10 protein-coding genes are annotated in these 18,991 nt (G+C 72.4%); 7 read left to right on the top strand and 3 right to left on the bottom strand.

Annotated features, from left to right (window positions below):
- The first annotated feature begins 39 nt into the window (after positions 1 to 39).
- Complete coding sequence (locus ACGFZW_RS25065) at positions 40 to 846, top strand: maleylpyruvate isomerase family mycothiol-dependent enzyme (protein WP_393895456.1); 807 nt, start codon at positions 40 to 42, stop codon at positions 844 to 846.
- A 174-nt stretch (positions 847 to 1,020) separates the two neighbouring features.
- Here the strand turns inward: ACGFZW_RS25065 and ACGFZW_RS25060 are convergent, their stop codons facing one another.
- The gene (locus tag ACGFZW_RS25060; protein ID WP_393895455.1) at positions 1,021 to 3,849 is read right to left on the bottom strand and encodes a discoidin domain-containing protein; all 2,829 of its coding nucleotides are present in this window, start codon (positions 3,847 to 3,849) and stop codon (positions 1,021 to 1,023) included.
- Positions 3,850 to 4,094: 245 nt separating this feature from the next.
- Here ACGFZW_RS25060 and ACGFZW_RS25055 point away from each other — a divergent pair, with 245 nt between their 5' ends.
- From ACGFZW_RS25055 to ACGFZW_RS25045, 3 genes are all read left to right on the top strand, one after another.
- Entirely contained in the window at positions 4,095 to 4,937 is an 843-nt protein-coding gene (locus tag ACGFZW_RS25055) for an ATP-binding cassette domain-containing protein (protein WP_393895454.1), read from the top strand.
- On the top strand, positions 4,909 to 7,161 hold the full coding sequence (locus ACGFZW_RS25050; protein WP_393895453.1) for a YhgE/Pip family protein: 2,253 nt from the start codon (positions 4,909 to 4,911) through the stop codon (positions 7,159 to 7,161). The genes ACGFZW_RS25055 and ACGFZW_RS25050 overlap by 29 nt, the downstream gene beginning before the upstream one ends.
- A 125-nt stretch (positions 7,162 to 7,286) precedes the next feature.
- A complete protein-coding gene (locus ACGFZW_RS25045; protein WP_393895563.1) occupies positions 7,287 to 7,913 on the top strand; it encodes a TetR/AcrR family transcriptional regulator in 627 nt (208 codons plus the stop codon).
- Positions 7,914 to 7,991: 78 nt separating this feature from the next.
- Here ACGFZW_RS25045 and ACGFZW_RS25040 read toward each other — a convergent pair whose 3' ends face one another.
- Together ACGFZW_RS25040 and ACGFZW_RS25035 are read right to left on the bottom strand one after the other, a co-directional pair.
- On the bottom strand, positions 7,992 to 9,692 hold the full coding sequence (locus tag ACGFZW_RS25040; protein ID WP_393895452.1) for a thiamine pyrophosphate-binding protein: 1,701 nt from the start codon (positions 9,690 to 9,692) through the stop codon (positions 7,992 to 7,994).
- A gap of 101 nt (positions 9,693 to 9,793) precedes the next feature.
- Entirely contained in the window at positions 9,794 to 11,338 is a 1,545-nt protein-coding gene (locus ACGFZW_RS25035; protein ID WP_393895451.1) for a sodium:solute symporter, read from the bottom strand.
- A gap of 195 nt (positions 11,339 to 11,533) precedes the next feature.
- Between ACGFZW_RS25035 and ACGFZW_RS25030 the strand changes: the two genes are divergently transcribed.
- The 3 genes from ACGFZW_RS25030 to ACGFZW_RS25020 all read left to right on the top strand — a co-directional run bounded on the left by ACGFZW_RS25030 (position 11,534) and on the right by ACGFZW_RS25020 (position 18,974).
- Positions 11,534 to 13,318, top strand: a complete 1,785-nt coding sequence (locus ACGFZW_RS25030; RefSeq protein WP_393895450.1) for a helix-turn-helix domain-containing protein — start codon at positions 11,534 to 11,536, stop codon at positions 13,316 to 13,318.
- A 253-nt stretch (positions 13,319 to 13,571) separates the two neighbouring features.
- A complete protein-coding gene (locus ACGFZW_RS25025; protein WP_393895449.1) occupies positions 13,572 to 13,958 on the top strand; it encodes a hypothetical protein in 387 nt (128 codons plus the stop codon).
- Positions 13,959 to 14,018: 60 nt separating this feature from the next.
- Positions 14,019 to 18,974, top strand: a complete 4,956-nt coding sequence (locus ACGFZW_RS25020; protein ID WP_393895448.1) for a toxin glutamine deamidase domain-containing protein — start codon at positions 14,019 to 14,021, stop codon at positions 18,972 to 18,974.
- Positions 18,975 to 18,991: the final 17 nt, after the last annotated feature.

The following is an 18,991-nucleotide window of genomic DNA, read 5'->3' as shown; positions in this document are numbered from 1 at the left end:
CGTGGGCGGTGTCTCGGGGTCCTGCCCAGGGAGTGCGCCATGGTCACCACCGCCCCGGCCCCGGCCATCGACATCCCCCGCATCGCGCCCGCCCGGGCCCGTGAGGTGAACCTCGCGGAAGCCCGCGCGGTGGTCGATGCCCTGCGCGCGCTGGATCCGGCCGACTGGACTCGCGATACGGCCTGCGCGGGGTGGACCGTCCGGGATGTCACCGCCCACATGGTGGGGCAGTACGAGGAGCTTCCGCGGCCCTGGCTGATGATCGGCCGGACCCTGCGCGCCCGCAAGCGCTACCCGCGTCTGACGCCCCTGCACGGTCACAACCAGTGCCAGGTCGACGACCGGCGGTCCGTCCTTGCCCGCGACCTGATCGCCCTGCTGAGCCGGTTCGGCCCGCAGGGGGTGCGGGCGGCGGATCGCATGCCGGCCGCGGTGCGGCGGCGGATACGCCTGAGTCCGCTCTTCCCCGAGTCCAAGGAGCTGCCCGAGGACTCCATGGACTACATGGACCGGATCCTGTTGGCTCGCGACCCCTGGATGCACCGGGTGGACATCACCGACGCGGCCGGCCATGAGCTGGTCCTCGACGATCACGACAAGGAGATCGTCGGGCAGGTGCTGCTGGACCTCGCCCTTTCCTGGCGCGGCCCGCCGATCCTGCTGGACCTCTCAGGACCGGCCGGTGGCCGCTGGAGTCTGAGCACGGGAGCTCCCGCCGTGACGGTCAGGGCCGACGCCGTCGCGCTGATGCGGCATCTGTCCGGCCGGGCTCCGCTCGACGAGAGTGCGTACGAGGGCGCCCCTGACGCCCGTGCGACCGTCGCCGCCGCCCGCGTCGTCTTCTGAGCCGGTGACCGGACGCCGGGGAGCCCGGCGCCGGCAGCCGGGCACCGCCGGCCGGGTGCTCGCCCAGCGGGAGACGGCGCCCCGAACCGGCCGGCTCGGGGCGCCATGTGGAGGTGCCGGGCACCGCGGGCCGGGTCGGCCGTACTGCCCGGCCCGGCCCACGGCGCTCCCGGCTCACTCCCCCTTGTCCACCGTCAGCTCCGAGATCCCCGGGTGCTTCGCCGGCTTGCCGTCGCCCTTGGCGGCTCCGTCGCCGTGGACCTCGACGCGTACGTACCTCGCCCGTACCCGGTCCGCCCCGTCCGTCCCGTGCCAGTGCTTTCCGTCCTGCGACGTCTGCACGGCGTAGGACTTCGGGCGGGTCGCGGTCCAGTGCGGGGTGATCCGGCCGACGCGCGTGGTGCGGCCGAGGTCGACGGTGAGCGTGCCGTCGGCGGCGTCCGGCACCCAGGCGGTGGTCGCATTGCCGTCCACCGCGGCACCCGCGTACATCCCGGGCTCCTCCGACGTGGCGTGGGCCGGTGTGCACCGGGCGGCGTTGTCGGTCGGGGTCAGGTCCGGGCGGCGGGTCTTGAGGACCGCGGGCATGCCCCGGCTCACGACCTTCTCGCCCTCCGGCGTGTCGATCCGCATCGGCGCACCGTCGGTCAGCCGCACGGTCGTGCGGTGCGCGCCGAGGTCGATGTCGTAGGTCCGCCCCTGCCAGCGCAGCCCGCGCAGTGTGACGCCCCGCGAGAGCTGCGGCGGCAGCATCGGGTCGAGCCGCACCTTGTCCTCGCGCAGCCGCAGGCCGGTCAGCCCGTGGGTGAAGGTCTGCAGGAAGCCGCCCTTGCCGGTGAGGAAGTCCTGCGCGGGCCGGCCTGCGTGCGGGTCGCCGGCTCCGGCCTTGTCGCCGCGTGCCTCGGAGAACTGCTTGAACGGGCCGCGGACGAACGGCTTGATGGAGCGCATCAAATAGGTGTTCGTCGAGCAGCCGGCCTCGCCGATGCCGGCCGCGTCGATGGCGTGCACGGAGTCCGTCATGGCCGGGCCGTCCGGGTCGGTGCGCGCGGCGTAGTGGTCCAGCGTGCCGGCGGCCTGGTCCGGCTTCATCGGCCATTCCAGGGGATACATCAGCAGGACGGTGTCCGCCTGCTTGATGGTGGTGCCCTTGTATCCGGCGTACTGCTCGAAGACCTTCTTCTTCGCGTCGTAGGGGATACGCAGCTTGTCGGCGATGGTGCGCCAGGAGGCGGGCGCCCGCTCGCCGAGGATGTCCGCGACGCGGGTGGCGTGCCGCAGCGCGGTGGCCGCGCCGGCGTTGGTGAACACCCCGTCGTCGACGCCGTTGCTGTACTCGTCGGGCCCGGCGACGTTCTTGACCGAGTAGCTGCCGTCGTCGTTACGGGTCGCCCGGGAGGCCCAGAACTCGGCGATCCCCTTGAGGACCGGCCAGCCGCGCGACCGCAGCCATCCGGTGTCCTTGGTGGCGAGGTAGTACTGCCAGGTGGCGAGGGAGATGTCGCCCATGAGGTGGTTCTGGGTACGGCAGTGCGGCGGGTCCCAGCTGTGGCACTCGTTGTTCAGATCGCCCTTGCTGCCGCTGGTCCAGGAGTAGAACAGCCCGTCGTAGCCGAGCTTCTCGGCGTTGGCGCGGGCGCCGGCCCGGGTCTTGTAGCGGTAGTCGACCACCGACCTGGCGAGGTCGGGGTGGCTCGCCAGCAGCCCCGGGTACATCCAGGTCTCGGCGTCCCAGAAGACCTCACCGGCGTAGTTGTCGCTGGTCAGGCCGGTGGGGCCGATGCTGTTGCGGTTGCCGGCCCGGGTGCTGGACAGCAGGCCGTACTGCGCCGAGCGCACCCACGACTGCAGCTCGCGGCGTCCGTGGACCTCGATGTCGCTGCGCCACAGCCGTTGCCAGGCGGCGGTGTGCCGTGCGAAGAGCGCGTCCCAACCGCGGTCCGCGGCCTGCCGGGAGGCGGCGTGCGCGGTGGCGCGCGGGGAGCGGGAGGTCAGTGCGGTGTCGACGCCGACGTACTTGGTGAGCTCGTACGAGCGGCCGCTGCTGACCGGGAAGCGCAGCTGCTGCTTGTTGCTCAACTCGGCGTTCCGCGCGCCCTGTCGGGGGCGTTCGGCGTGCACCTTCCGGTCGGCGCGCAGGGTGGAGGCGACCGCGCCGTCCGTCTTGGTGCCGTCCGTGCGGAAGGCGACGTCCATCGTGCCGCGGGAGCCCTGGCCGCCGGCGGGCTCGCCGGCCTGCGTCATCCGGCGGGCGCCGCGGCCGTCGAGGGCGTCGGTGACCGTGGCCGAGCCGCTCCAGTGCGGGGTCATCCGCAGCCGTACGGCGCCGGTGTGGGCGTGCGTGCGGTCGGCGAGGACGTCGTAGACCAGGTCGGTGGCCCGTCCGTCGGCGGCCGTCCAGGTCAGGGAGGTACGGACGAAGCCGCAGCGCAGGAAGAGGGTCTGGCGGTAGTCGGAGATCCGGCCGGGCTTCGTGGCGGAGGAGAAGGTCTCGGAGTGCGCGCCGCCGGTGGCGACGTCGAGCGTGGTCCAGGTGGGGAGCGCCGCGATGGCCTGGCGGCCCTTGAGCTCCTTGGGGCCCTTGGCGTAGAGACCCGAGACGAATGAGCCGTCGTATTCGGGGGTCTTGAGCGGCCAGCCCGTCTTGCCCCCGGAGGAGGCATAGCCGGTTCCGTTGGGCGGCACCCGCTGCCCGAGGTAGCCGTTGCCGACGTAGGCGTGGTGGCTGTCCTCCGGGTCGATGCGGGTGGAAGTGGCCGTCCAGCCGTCGCCACCGGAGGCGCCGGCGCCCTTCGTGCAGGATCCGTGTGCGGCGCCGGGCGGTGTGGCCGCGGGCGCCGTCTCGGTCCTGGCCGAGGCCGAGGCGGGCGCGAGCACCGCGACGAGGGCTCCGGCGAGCAGCGGGGCGACGACCTTGCGCGGGAGGCGCGTCCCCGGCCGGGCGGGGTGGTTCGACGGTGCCTGCGGGGACGGATCCGCGGGGTGATGGGTCGAGCGATCCATGTTTCTCCGTGGTACGTGCACAGCCGTACCCGGGTCATGCGGTACGGACTGCGCCTTGAGCATGGCAATACATCGGCCCCCGCCGTGAAGGCACCCTAAAACGACACCCCCGTCCGGGTCACGGAGTCCACGGCACGAATTCCGCGCCCCGCTCCGGCGCGCTCGCACGAAACTCCCCCGATTGGTCAATAGGGCCACACTTACGGCACACTTTTAGACTGACCAGTCAGAACAAAGGAGGGGTTGTGGACACCACCCGTCAGGGGGCGGCGGTCAACGCCAGGGGGATCGGAGTCGAGGGCCCACGGGGATGGGCCTTCAGAGGTGTCGACGTCTCCGCGGAACCGGGCGCACTGATCGCCGTCCAGGGGCCTTCGGGCTCCGGCCGCACCTGCCTGCTGCTCGCGCTCACCGGCCGGATGCGGATCACCGAAGGCCATGCGACGGTCGCCGGCTTCCCCTTGCCCAAGCGGATGGGGGCGGTGCGCGGCCGCACGGCCCTGGCACACGTACCGGGCGTCGCCGATCTCGAACCGGCGCTCACCGCCGGCGAACACCTCCAGGAGCAGGCCCTGTTGGGGAACCGCCTGCAAGGTCCCCTCAGCGGCGCGCTGCCCTGGGGCCGCCGCCGCAAGGAGACCACCCGGGCACGGATCGAGGCGGCGCTGGCCGCCGTCCGGCTCGACCCGGACACGCTGCCCAAGGGGCTGCGGACCGCCGTACGCGACCTGGAGCGGCTCGAAGCCCTGCGGCTCTCCCTCGCGCTCGCCGTCATGCACGACCCCCGGCTGCTGGCCGTCGACGACGTCGACCTCAAGCTCTCCGCGGACGAACGCGCCCTGGCCTGGCAGCTGTTGCGGGACCTCGCGCTGGCGGGCACCACGGTCGTGGCCGCAGGCGGCGACGCACCGCCGGACGCGCTCGTCGTCCGCACCGCGCCGGCCACCGCCGCGCGCAAGGGGCCCGGCAGCGCGGAAACCGACAGGCCCGGGACAGCCGACAAGGCCGACACGGCCGAAGCAACCGACGAGAACGACACCGACGAGGAGGCAGCAGCGCATGCGTTCGCCGCGACTGGCCGCGCTTGAGCTCAGGCGTTTCGGCAGGGGGAAGCTGCCCCGGCTGGGGCTCGTCGCCCTGATGCTGATCCCCCTGCTCTACGGAGCCCTGTACCTCTGCTCCTTCTGGGACCCCTACAGCCGCCTGGACAAGATCCCGGTGGCACTCGTCAACAACGACGAGGGGTCCTCCGCCGACGGCAAGAAGATCAACGCGGGCGAGGAGCTGGCGGGGAACGTCACGGACAGCAAGACCTTCCACTGGGAGGAGGTCAGCGCCGCCGAGGCCGCCAAGGGCGTCGAGGACGGCACCTACTACCTCTCCCTGACGGTCCCGAAGAACTTCAGTGAGCGGATCGCCTCCAGCTCGGGCGACTCCCCGCAGACCGGCGCGCTCCAGGTCCGGACGAACGACGCCAACAACTACATCGTCGGCTCGATCTCCAAGACCGTCTTCTCCGAGATCCGCGCCAAGACCTCGGCGAAGTCCTCCCGGGCCTTCCTCGACAAGATCTTCGTGTCGTTCTCCGACCTGCACGACCGGACGGCCGAGGCGGCCGACGGCGCGAGCAAGCTGGACGACGGGCTGGACGACGCCAAGAAGGGCTCCGGCAAGCTCGCCGACGGCCTCGGGACCGCCAAGGACAGCACCGGCAAGCTGTCCGGCGGCCTCGGCAAGCTCGACAAGGGATCCGGTGACCTGAGCAAGGGCGCCGGAGACACCCACCGGGGCGCCAAGACCCTGGAGGAGAAGCTCGGCCTGGCACACTCCAAGATCGAGGAGCTCAGCCAGGGCACCCGACAGGTCGCGGCCGGCACCCAGAAGCTCGCCGACACCGCCAACGGCCTGGCGGGCAAGGCCCGCCCGTTCCTCAAGAGTTACGCCAAGGACCTCGGTGAGAAGGCGCGGCTCGTCGCCGGCGCCTCCGGGGCACTCGCCGACGACCTCGGCACACTGCCGCGGGACACCGCCCACGCGTCCTCCGAGGCACGCGAGGCGGCCGACCAGCTCGACACCCTCTACGACCGGCGCTGCGGGAGCGCCGTCTCCCTCGACGCGGACTGCCCCGCACTCAAGAAGGCCCGGGACGCCACCGCTCTCGCCGCCGACACCGCGGAGAAGGTCAACTCCCTTGTCGCCTCGCACACCTCGGGCATCGACAAGCTGACCGGCGACCTGCGCAGGCTCGACAAGGTGGCCACCGCCGTCGCCGACCGCGCACCGACCTCCGAGAGGGACCTCGAAACGGCCGTCGCGGAGATCAACCGGCTCAACGCCGGTGCGCACAAGGTGTCCGACGGCGCCGGCAAGATCGCCACCGGGGCCGGGCAGCTCACCGACGGCGCGGGCCGGCTCACCGACGGGACGGGCCGGGTGGCCGACGGCGCCGGGCAGATGCACGACGGCATCGGCGCCGCCAAGAACGGCACCGACCAGCTGGAGGGCGGCATCGGCAAGCTCAAGGACGGCGCGGTCTCGCTCAACGGCGGTCTGTTCAAGCTCAAGGACGGCTCCAACCAGCTGGCCGAGGGCCTGCACAACGGCGTCGCCAAGATTCCGGACTACGACAAGCACGACCGCGACGCCCGCACCGAGGTGATGGCCGATCCCGTCGAGCTGGCCTCCAAGTCGATGCACAAGGCGCCCAACTACGGCACCGGCCTGGCGCCCTACTTCATCCCGCTCTCCCTCTGGGTCGGCGCGATGGTGGCGTACATGCTGTTCGCCCCGCTGAGCAAGCGCGCCCTGGCCGCCGGTGCCCCCGGCTGGCGGATCGCGCTCGGCTCCTGGCTGCCGGCGTTCGCGATCGGAGTGGCGCAGGTACTCGCCCTGATGGCCGTCCTGCACTGGGGTCTCGGCCTGGAGATGGCCCGCTCCGCCGCCACCATCGGCTTCCTGCTGCTGGCGACCGCCTGCTTCACCGCGGTCATCCAGCTGCTGAGCGCGTTCTTCGGCCCGGCCGGAAGGGTACTCACCCTCGTCGTGCTGATGCTCCAGCTGACCTCGGCGGGCGGCACGTACCCGGTGCAGACCAGCCCCGGCTTCTTCGCGGCCATCCACCCGTTCCTGCCGATGAGTTACGTCGTCGACGGTCTGCGGCGGCTCATCACCGGTGGCGGTCTCGACCCCGTGTGGCAGGGCAGCATCGTGCTCGCGGCCTTCACCCTCGGCGCGCTGGCGCTCACCGCTCTGGCGGCGCGCAGCCGGCAGGTCGTCCGGATGAAGGACCTGCACCCGGAGCTCAGCCTGTGACCGAGCGTTCCCGTCCCGGGGGCGGTGCCGGTCACGGCACCGCCCCCGGGGCACGCCCCGGCACCGCGGCGGAAGCCGGCGACGCGGCCGCCTCCGGGACCTGCCGGCAGGTCCCCGCCGCGGGCCTGCGCCGAGCGGCCACCCGGCGCAGGCTCTTCGACGCCGCCGTCACCCTGATCGCGGAACAGGGCTTCTCCGCCACCACCGTGGACGAGATCGCCGAGCGCGCCGGCGTCGCCAAGGGCACCGTCTACTACAACTTCACCGGTAAGAACGTCCTGTACGAGGAGCTGTTGCGGGACGGCATCGACCTCCTGGCCGCCTCCCTGCGGCAAGCCGCGGAGACGACCGCGGCCCGCGGCGGCACCCGGGTGGACGCCCTGGACGCGATGATCCGGGCCGGCCTGGACTTCATCGCCGGCTCCCCCGCCCTCACCCAGCTGTACGTCGCCGAACTCTGGCGTACCAACCGCACGTGGCGCGCCACACTGCGGTCGGTGCGGGGCCGGGCGCTGGCGGTCGTCGAATCGGTCCTGCGGGAGGCCGTCGACGGCGGTGAACTCACCCCTGAACTCGACATCCCGCTCACCGCCTCCGCACTGCTCGGCATGGTCCTGGTGGCGGCACTGGACTGGCTGTCCTTCCAGCCGCACCGTTCCGTCGAGGACGTGCACGCTGCGCTTTCCCGGCTGCTGCAGGGGCGGGTCGGCGCCGCCGCCCCCGTCCGCGAGGCGGGTCCGCCGGGCCGGTGAGGGGGGAAGCGGCAGCAGCGAAGCGCGGGATGCGGCGTTGGTGAGGCGAAAGCGCTCGTGCCGAAGGACGCGTACGGGCTACGGCACGCCCGCACCGTCGGCCGGTGCGTCGTCGAGGTGCGTCGGTGCGAACATCCGCAGCCGTGCCGGGAGCACCACCACCGAGGGCCCCGGCTCCGCGAGCGCCGCCGCCAGGTCCTCCCGCAGCCGCTCCGGGTCCGTCCGGACCGCGGGCACCCCGAACGACTCGGCCAGCGCCACGAAGTCAGGACGGGCCAGCTCGGTCGCGGTCGCCTCGCCGAACGCGTCGGTCATGTACTCCCGCAGGATGCCGTAGCCGCCGTCGTCCACGATCAGCCAGGTGACCGGCAGGGCGTACTGCCGGGCGGTGGCCAGCTCGGCGATCGAGTACATCGCGCCGCCGTCGCCGGAGACCGCGAGCACCGGCCGGGCGGGGTCGGCGACGGCCGCGCCGAGCGCCGCCGGGAAGCCGTAGCCCAGACCGCCGGAGCCCTGCGCGGAGTGCAGCGCGTTCGGGCGGCGCGCGTCGAACGCGGACCAGGCCCAGTACGCCAGGATCGTCATGTCCCAGCAGCTGACCGCATCGTCGGGCAGCGCCTCGCGCACCGAGGCCAGGATCCGCTGTTCCAGGTCGAGTCCCTGCCCGTCGATACGCCGGCGGACCCGCGCCAGCAGGTCCGCCACCGCGTCCTCGGGAGCGGAGGCCCCGGCACCTGCGCCTGCCCGCGCCTGGCCGTCCGCCACCTCCTTCACCAGCGCCGCGAGTGCGGGCCTTGCATCCGCGTGCATCCCCAGCGCGGCATGATTCGACTCCAGCTTGCCGAGGTCCGCCTCGATCTGCACGACCCGGCCGTGGGGCCGGAACGTGTGGTAGTTCGAGGAGAGTTCGCCGAGCCCCGAGCCGACCACCAGCAGCGTGTCGGCGTCCTCCAGGAATTCCGTCGTGTAGCGGTCCTCCAGCCAGGACCGGAGCGAGAGCGGATGCTCCCAAGGGAAGGCGCCCTTGCCGCCGAACGTCGTCACCACCGGCGCCCGCAGTGCCTCGGCGAGCGCCAGCAGCTCCGCCTCGGCACCTGCCCGTACGACGCCGCCGCCGGCCAGGATGACCGGCCGCCGGGCCTCCGCCAGCAACCGCGCGGCCTCCGCCGTCACCTCCGGCCGAGGCGGCAACTCGCGCGGCGTGGCGTGGAGTTCCACCACGGGCGGCACCTCGACCGGCGCAAGCAGCACGTCCTGGGGGATCTCGAGCCACACCGGCCCGTGCGGCACGGTCAGCGCCGACTCCCATGCCGCGGCCACCGCGGACGGAATCTGCGAGGCCGTCCTGGCGGTGTGCACGGACTTGACCACGCCACGGAAAACGGCGCTCTGGTCGGTGAGTTCATGCAGGTAGCCGTGGCGTCCGCCGCCGATACCGGCCAGCGGCACCTGGCTGCCGATGGCCAGGACGGCGGCCGAACCGGCGGCCGCCTCCTGGAGCGCGGCCAGCGTCATCAGCGCCCCGGGCCCGGTGGAGACCAGCAGCGGCGCCACCCCGTGCGTGGTCCTGGCGTACGCGTCGGCCGCGAAGCCCGCGTTGTTCTCCACCCGCAGCCCGACGTAGCGCAGCGCGGACCGGCGCAGCGCGTCGAACACCCCGAGCGCGTGCTGGCCCGGCAGCCCGAAGACGGTGCTCGCACCGAGCGCGGTCAGCGATTCGACGACCAGATCGCCGCCGTTGCGCCGGTGCGGTGCCGCCGTGGGGGTGGTGGTGCTCATGGGTGGGTGCTGCCTTCCTGAGGAGGGGAAGCGGGGAACGGGAGCGGGGGACGGAGAGCGGGGCGCTGGGAGGCGAGGTGCGGCGCTGGCCGGGGCCCGGCTCAGACGCCGTGGACCGCGGACGAGGGCGCCGGCTCCTGGCTGCCGTCGTTTTCCGGCGACGGCTCGCCGGCCAAGCGGGCACGCCAGGCGGTGAGCACCGCGGGATCGGTCGGCTTCGAGGCCAGGCTCACGGCGACGTATGCCGCCAGCGAGGCCAGCAGCCCGTAGTAGATCGGCTCGTTGGCGAGGACGCCGAGCGAGGCCATCAGGCCGATGACCGTGACGCCGCCCACCGCCACGGACGCCAGGGCGCCGGTCGCGGTGCCGCGCTTCCACAGCAGCCCGCCCAGGATGGGCACCAGCAGACCGCCGACCAGGACGTTGTAGGCGAGCGTCAGCGCCTCGACGACGTTGTTGAGCGCGATCGCGATGACGATGACCGCGATGCCCATGAGCAGGATGAACAGCCGGTTGTCCCGCACCTCGTCGGACCCGCCGGCCGCCTTCTCGCCCGGGCCTTCGGCGGGCTCCCGGCCCGCGTCCGGGCCGTCCACCGCCGCCCGCCGAGCCGCCACGAACCCCTTCACGCGGGACCAGATGTCGTTGTTGGCGACCGTCGCGCACGCGATCAGCGCGCCCGACGACGTGGACATCACCGCGGACAGGGCCGCAGCCAGGACGAGCCCGCGCACACCCATCGGCAGGGCGTCCTTCACGATCGTCGCGAAGGCGTCGTCGGGGCTCCCCAGGTGGGGGTAGAGCACCTTGGCCGCGGTGCCGATGACGGCGCCGGCCACCGCGTAGACCAGGCAGTACGTACCGGCAGCCGTGCCACCCAGGCGCGCCACCTTGTCGCCGCGTGCGGTGAACACCCGCTGCCAGATGTCCTGCCCGATCAACATGCCGAAGGAGTAGATGAGCACATACGTGAAGACGGTCTGGCCGCCGATGCCCAGGGGCGCGAAGTAGTCGTCCGGCAGCCGGTCGCGCATCTCGGCGAAGCCGCCCGCCTTGACCACCGCGATGGGCAGCAGGAGCAGCAGCACGCCAATGGTCTTGACGACGAACTGGACCATGTCGGTGAGGGTGATCGACCACATCCCGCCGAGCGTCGAATAGGCGACGACGATCACGCCGCCGAGCACGATCGAGAGGGTGCGGTCCATGCCGAAGAGCACATCGAAGATCGTCGCGTAGGCGATGGTCGAGGTCACGGCGAGCATCAGGGTGTACGCCCACATCACGACGCCGGAGATGATCCCGGCCGAGCCGCCGTAGCGCAGGTCGAGCATCTCGGAGACGGTGTAGACCTTCAGCCGGGCGATCCGCGCCGAGAAGAAGATGCTCAGCGCCAGCAGCCCGATGCCGATGGTGAAGACCATCCACGCGCCGGACAGTCCGTACTGGTAGCCGAGTCCGACGCCGCCGATGGTCGACGCGCCGCCGAGAACGATCGCGGCCATGGTGCCCGAATACATCGCGGGCCCGAGCCGGCGCCCGGCGACCAGGAATTCGCTCTTGGACTTGGCGCGCCGCATGCCCCACCAGCCCATGGCGAGCATTCCGGCCAGGTAGAGCACGATCACCGCGTAGTCGACAGCCATGGGCCATCCCTTCCAGCAACGCCGAGGGGAGAGGGGTAATGCAGAACGGGGGCGCGAGAGCGGTGCGGCGTGGGGTGTGAAGGGGACGGGTGCCGTACGTGTGTCTCGCCTTGGGGGTTGACCCTAGGAGGCTGAAAGTCGACGCTGAAGTGTACGTTTCCTCCACTCACCGCTCCCTCAGTGGATGGTTCGCACATGCCGCAGCAGCAGCCGCAGGTCCCACCGGCCCCGCACCCCTCACCAGGCGCTCCTGGGCCCGCTGCGGCCGCGCGCACCGTGCCGCCTTCGACGCCTCCGGTCGCGCTGTCCGATCTCCTCGCGCGCACCGACCTCGGCCTGCGGCAGATCGCGGGACCTCGGGAGGGCGTCGCCATCCACTGGGTGCACACCTCGGAGATGGCCGACCCTGTGCCGTACCTCTTGGGCGGCGAGATGCTGCTCACGGCAGGGATGCACCTGGCGGAGGCGGCGAGCGGGACGGAGGAGAAGGCCGAGCCCACGGCCGGTGCCGGGGCGGACACCGCAACCGCAGCCGGCACCGCCGCCGAGGTCGACAGCGACGCCACCGGCCCTTCCCCCGCCCCCGACGCCTCTCCCGACGGGCTTCTCCTCGGCTCCCTCGACGCCTATCTCGACGGCTACGTCGCCCGGACAGTGGCCGCCGGCGCCGCCGCGCTCGGCTTCGGGATCGCGCCGGTGCACGACACCGTTCCCCGCGCGCTGGTGGCCGCCTGCGACCGGCACGGTCTGCCGCTGATCGAGGTGCCCCCGGCCACGCCGTTCACCGCCGTGGAGAGCGCCGTCTGGCAGGCCGTGACGGAGGCCAGGCACCGCGAGCTGACCCGGCTCAGCGAGGCCCAGCGGGCACTGGCCGCGGCTGCCGCCCGCCCCGATCCCGCACCGGCCGTCCTGCGTGCCCTGGCCCGCCATGCGCACGGCTGGACCGCCCTGCTCTCCCCCGACGGCACCGAGCACGGCACGGCCGGCCCCCCGCCCACTGCCGCCTGCCGGGCCGCGGCCGCGCACCTCGCCGGCGTCGTCGGCCGCGGCGGCCCGTCCTCGGCGACCGACACGCTGCCCGACGCCCACCTGACCGCGTACGCCCTCACCGGGCGCAGCCCCCGTCGCGAGGCACCCGCCCTCGTGGTCGCCGCGCACCCCCTCGATCCGCCCGCCCACACCATCGCGGGAGTCGCCGCCGTACTCCTCTCCCTGATCACCGGCCCGGCCGCGAACGCCGGCCAGGTCGGGGCGGACCACTCCGCCGCGCTGGCCGAGCTGCTCCTCGGCGCCCGCCCCGCGGAGATCGGCCCGCTTCTCGGCCACCCGCTCTGGGCCGTCGTGCACGCCGAGCCGCGCCGCGACACCACCGCTTCCCCCGCCGCCCTGGCCGCCGCCCTCGACACCCCGCTCGTGGCCCGCTGCCCCACAGCCGCACCGGGCCCCACGCCCCCGGCCCGCGCCGAGGCCGGGTCCGAGCGGCCCACCGCGCCGCACCCGCCGTCCTCCGCCCTGCGCGCCCTCGTCCCCGCCGACCACGAGCTCACCGGACACCCGGGCTGGACACTCGGCGTCAGCGAAGCCGTCCCGGTCACCGAGCTGCCGGCCGCCGACCGGCACGCCGCCTCCGCCCTCCGGCGTGCCCTGGCCGGCCGCGTCCCCCTCGTCCAACACCGGCCCCCCGACCCCCACGGCATCACCGCGCTCGTCGCCCCCTCCGACGCCCGGCACCACGCCCAGACCCTCCTGGCCCCACTGGCGGACTCCTCGGCCCTTCTCGCCACCCTTCACAACTGGCTCTCCTTGCACGGCAATTGGGATCGCACGGCGACCGCTCTTGGCGTCCACCGCAACACAGTCCGCCAGCGCGTCACCCGTATCGCGAGCCTCCTCGACACCGACCTGGACGACCCCGACGTCCGCATGGAGCTGTGGTTCGCCCTCCGCACCCTCGATCGCGGCACAGCCCAGGAGCCGTGACACCCCGTCACCTCCCTCGCACCGTCGCGGCACCGGATTCGCCGGGCTCGCCAACTTTCCGCTGCCGGCGGCCGGAACGGTCTAATGTCAACGTTGTCGCCCGGCCGCACCATGCGCCCGGCGAGGTGACGCGCATCGCTCGGCACCGGTAACACGGCTGTGACAGAAGGCGTCTTGAGGCCGGGCCGCCTCTCGTGCCTAGACTTACCTGGAGCCACTCGGCTACGACCAGGGTCTCGAAACGGGGGATGTTGTGGCGGGAGACGGACTGCAGGCCGACGTACCGTCACTCAAGGCCGGTGGCAAGGATTTCACCAGCGTGGGCGAGCGCTATCAGACCGCTGTGGACAAGCTCCAGACCGGACTGACCGGCCTGGAGGGCCAGGGCACCCCGCCGTGGGGCGACGACGACATCGGTTCGAAGTTCGGCGTCGTCTATGAGGGCCTGCGCGACGGCATGTACGAGTCGATGGGCCACCTCGCGGCCAAGCTCCAGGAGATCGGCGGCGCGCTGACCACGATGGGCGAGAACCATCAGGCCGACGAGGACTTCAACGATTCGCTGATGAAGCAGCACATCGCGAACGCCGAGGCACAGAGCCAGTCGATCTCCAGCCTCAAGTCGCCCGGCACTGCATAGTCCTGCACCACCGTCCTCTCCTCTCCACCTCGCTCTGCTGTCCTACGGGGGATCGCCGTCATGTCGCTCATGCTTCCGGACTGGCTCGAATGGGTCCTCGAGATGCTCGGCTACGACTGGCCGACGGGCGACGAGGACAAGATGATGGAATCCGCCCAGCAGTGGCGGGACTTCGCGGCGGCGGTCGAACAACTGCAGTCGGAGGGTGTCACCGCCGCCGGCAACGTCCTGTCGCAGAACTCCGGCGACAGCATCGACGGGTTCAGCAAGACCTGGGAGAAGTTCTCCGGGACCGGTTCCGGCTACCTGGACGACGCGCGGACCGCCGCCGAGCTGATCGCCATCGCGCTGGACGTGGGCGCAGGGATCATCATCGGGATGAAAGTCGCGGTGATCGCCCAGTTGGCGATCCTCGCAGCCGAGATCATCGCGGCCCAGGCAGCTGCCCCCTTCACTCTCGGCCTGTCCGAGATCGGAGCGGCCGGAGCCACCCAGCTCACCCGCGTGATCGTGCGCCGCCTGCTGAAGGAGGCACGCGAGGCGCTGGTCGAGGCGATCATGGAGACGCTCAAGGAGCCCGCCGTCTCCGCGCTGGAGGCGATGATCTCCGACGCCATCGCGCAGGGCATGAACATGAACTTCGGGGCCCAGCAGGGCTTCGACGTCAACCGCAGCGTCAAGACCGGCGCGGAAGCGGGTATCGAGGCCGCCAAGAACTCCGGCCAGACCTTTACCGAGGCGCTGCGGGACGGCGCGGGCGGCAGGGCCGGGGCGCACGCGCGCGGCGGCCTGGACTCGGCCGCCGGCCACGGCGGAGGGGGCTCGGACAGCAGCGGCGGCAGCAGCGGCAGCGAAAGCGCCTCCGGAAGCGGCAGCGGCTCGGGCAGTGGCAGTGGCTCGGGCAGCGGCTCGGGAAGCGGCAGCGGCTCGGGCAGCAGCTCGGGAGGATCCGGCAGCGGTACGGATGGCAGCTCGGGTGCGTCCGGCAGCGGCAGCGGTACGGGCGGCGGCACCGGCGCGTCCGGTAGCGGCAGCGGTACGGACGGCGGCACCGGCGCGTCCGGGAACGGGAGCGGCTCCGGCAGCGGCGTGGGTGGCGGGAGCGGCTCAGGCGGCGGGAGCGGCTCGGGTGGTCGACCCAGCGACGGTGGGGGCTCACCGTCCTCGGCGTCCGACGGCGCACCTTCCACCAGCGGCCCGGCCGGCTCCGCCGACGGTTCGGCGGACTCCACCACCGGGTCGAACTCCGGGAACACGCCCGAGAGCCGCCCCCTGCCGCCGCCGGAGCAGCGTTCGCCCTTCGACGAGGGCTATCAGGGCGGCAACAACAGCCCCTACTCCGGCTCCACACCGGACGCAGGCAGCACGCCGGACGCGGGGACCACACCCGACTCCGGCAGCACCCCGGGCACCAGCAGCACCCCCGACTCGGGCAACACGCCGAATACCGGCGCCACACCCGACTCCGGCAGCACGCCGGACTCGGGCCCCGCACCTGACTCGGGTTCCTCACCGGACGCGGCAAGCACCCAGCCGACCCCGGACAACACCTCCGACAACGCACGCCCCAACCCGGACACCGCAAGCACCCAACCCACCCCGGACAACACCCCCGACAACGCACGCCCCAACCCGGACACCGCAAGCACCCAACCCACCCCGGACAACACGCCGGACAGCGCCCGTCCCGATGCGGACGCCACCAGTACGCAGCCGGCCTCCGACCCGTCCGCGCGCCCCGATGCGGCCCCGACGCCCGACGCCGGACCGGACCGTTCCTCGCCGAGTCCGGACCAGCCGTCCGGTCACCAGCCCAACTCGCCTTCTTCGGACGGTCCTGCACGCCCGGACGCTGCGCCGTCCCCACAGCCGTCGGCCGCCCCCGACCACCCGTCGTCGACACCCGACCCGGTAGCCGGCAACCCGCCCACCACCAACGACACCCCCAGCCCCAACGCCGCTCCCCACAACGGCGACAGCAGCAACACCGGCAACAGTGACGGCAACGGGGACAACACCGGGGGCAGCGGGCGCGGGTCCGCACCTCATGTCAGCGTCCCCTCCCAAGGCGCTGCCACCCCACACACCTCCTCCGGCCCACCCATCGGCCAACGCGACCCGGCGCCCGGCGACCCCATGCCCACCGTCGACGACGACACCACCGTCACGACCCAGTCCGCGGACACGATGACGGCGCCGCCGCCCACCCAACACACGGCGGACCCCAACACCCCCACCGCACCCGCCGCTCCCTCCCAGCAGAACCCCCAGAACACCCCGCAGAACGCGGCACCCATGATGGGCGCCCCCATGCCGCCCCAAGGCGGCACCGCCACCGCCACACCCCCCACCGCGCCACCACGGGGCACCACACCCCCGGCCGGCAACGGCAACACGGGTGCGCCGCCGTCGAACCGCCGCCCCGACGGCACCCAGCCCATCCACGACATCACCCAGCAGCGCCGCCCCGACCGCCCCGCCTACAACCCCCGCCTCGACGGCCCCGACCCCAACCGCCCGGGGACCAACCGCCCGGACTCCGGCCGTCCGGACTCCAACCGTCCGGACACCAACCGCCCGGATTCCGGCCGCCCGGACACTCAACTCCCGTCGCAGCGGCCGCCGCGCGACCCCGGTGAGCAGCGTCCGCAGGAGCAACAGCCCCGGAACGACCGCCCGGAGTCACGCCCGGAGCCGTCCCGGCAGGAGCCCGCGACCGACAGCCCGGACACGCACACCCCGGACTCCGACGCGTCCAACCGCCCGGAGCAGAACTCCGCACGTCCCGAGCAGGACTCGCCACGCCCCGAGCAGGGCACGGACGACCCGCAGAACCGGCCCCCCGAGGACACGGCAACCGACGACCGCACCGACCAGCAGCCGGACCGGGACGACCGCACGGACCAGGGCGACACCAACGACCGGGACGACCGTCCGAACCAGGACAACGCCCCTGACGGGGACACCCGCACCGACCAGGACAGTCCGGAGAACGACCCGGCCGACACCGCCACCAACGACCGCGACAGCGACAGCGACAGCGACAGCGATCGTGACACCGGCGATCCCACCCCGGCCTCCGAGACCCGCAACCGCGAGCAGCCGGGCGGTCTCGAAGGGCCCACCGACGAGCACCAGCAGCAGGTCGCGGACAGCGTCCCCAAGGACGAGAACGGCGATCCGCAGCGGCATCCGGACCCCGACGACGGCAACTGGGTCGACTCCATCAACGACCCCGGGCCCGACGCCCCCGGCCGCAACAACAACTGCGTCGACGCCGCCCTCGCCACCGCCGACACCTACTCCGGCAACCCCACCGCCGCCGCCCAGCGCACCCCCGACACCAACCCCGACGGCAGCCCCTCCGACCGCGGCGAGAACAACGGCCGCGACCGCATCGAAAACACCCTCGGCGCCCGCTTCAACGACTACGGAAACGGCCCCCAGGCCTTCAACCGCCTGGAGAACACCCTCCGCGACTCCGGCCACGGCTCACAAGCCGTCATCATCACCCAGGACAACAACGGCCGCGCGCACGCCTGGAACGTCGTCAACCACAACGGCAAAATCACCTACGTCGACTCCCAGACCGGCCAGCGCAGCGACAAGCCCCTCCACAACGGGGACAACGGCGTCTTCGCCGTCCCCCTCGACTCCGACCGCCGCCCCGTACCGTCCACTCCCGACGGCCGCCCCGACGGCGAGACGACGAACCAGGGCGACAACGGGCGCCGCGGCGACAGCGAACGGCCCGGGGACCGCACTCAGCCCTCGGACACCGACCGCCCCGACAACGGGACCTCGGACAACAACGGTCGCAACGACGGCACCTCGGACAACAACCGCCCCGAGGACAACAACCGCCCCGACGAAGGCACCTCGGACAACAACCGCCCCGAGGACAACAACCGCCCCGACGAAGGCACCTCGGACAACAACCGTCCCGAGGACAGCAACCGCCCGGACGACGACACCGAGCCGTCGGACGACGAGCGCCGACCGCACCCCGAGCCGGCCGACAACGACCCCTCCCAGCAGGACCGGACACCCGACAACGACTCCGCCGACCCGGACCGGACGCCCGACAACAGCAACGAAGGCCCCGCGCACGACAACGACAAGCGCGACGACAGCAAGCACGACAACGACAAGCGCGACGACGTCAACGACGATCCGGAGGGCGAGCGCCGGCCCCCGGCCGAACCGGCGGGCACCGACAACGACAAGCATCCGGACCAGACCGACGACGACGCCGACAGCGAGATGCCGGACGCGGACCACGACTCCGACTCCGACGCCGAGTCCGACGCAGACTCCGACGCCGACATGGAGGACGCCGACGGTTCGGACGACGAACACGACGGCCGCCTTCGGGACGAACCGGACACCAGCAAGTTCACCGCGTCCGAGGCGCAGGACCTCGTCGGATCCCAGGAAACGGACTGGGACGACAACGATCTGGGCCGCATGGTCGAGCGCGCGCGGCTCGACCACGAGTTCTTCCAGCAGTACGCCGTACCGGACTCGGCCGCCGACCAGCACAGCGGCAAGAACAACTTCGGAATGTCGCCCTCCGCGAACTACGCGGCGTTCAGGTACGTCGTGGAGCCCGGTAGCCAGGAATACGTGATGCTGGCGCGCAGCTTCGGCACCTCCGGAGCCGTCAACAAGGTCGACGACCAGCCCTGGACGGGCAAGTCGAAGCACTCCGAACGGGCCGCGGTGGAGTACCTCCAGCACATGCAGACGACGTTGCCCCCCGGCCAGCGCATCCGTCTCATGGAGGTCTACACCGAGCGGGCGCCCTGTGCGCAGAAGGGCTGTGCGGCCCTGATGTACCGCGTCTTCGGAAAGGTGCCGACGACGCACACCCTGCCGCATCCGGATGACGGCACGGGTTCGCAGAAGATGCGGGAGCACCTCAAGGATCTCAAGGCGCGCAGAGGCGAGATCTTGGAGGACGACTCCCGCGAACACCCGGCGGGCATGGGCCCGGCCGACTCGGACAGTGAGTAGTCGAACGGCTAGTAAGG

Source organism: Streptomyces sp. NPDC048248, assembly GCF_043201875.1.
GTDB lineage: Bacteria > Actinomycetota > Actinomycetes > Streptomycetales > Streptomycetaceae > Streptomyces.
The sequence above is the reverse complement of the archived record's forward strand: the minus strand, read 5'-3'. Positions and strand labels throughout refer to the sequence as shown.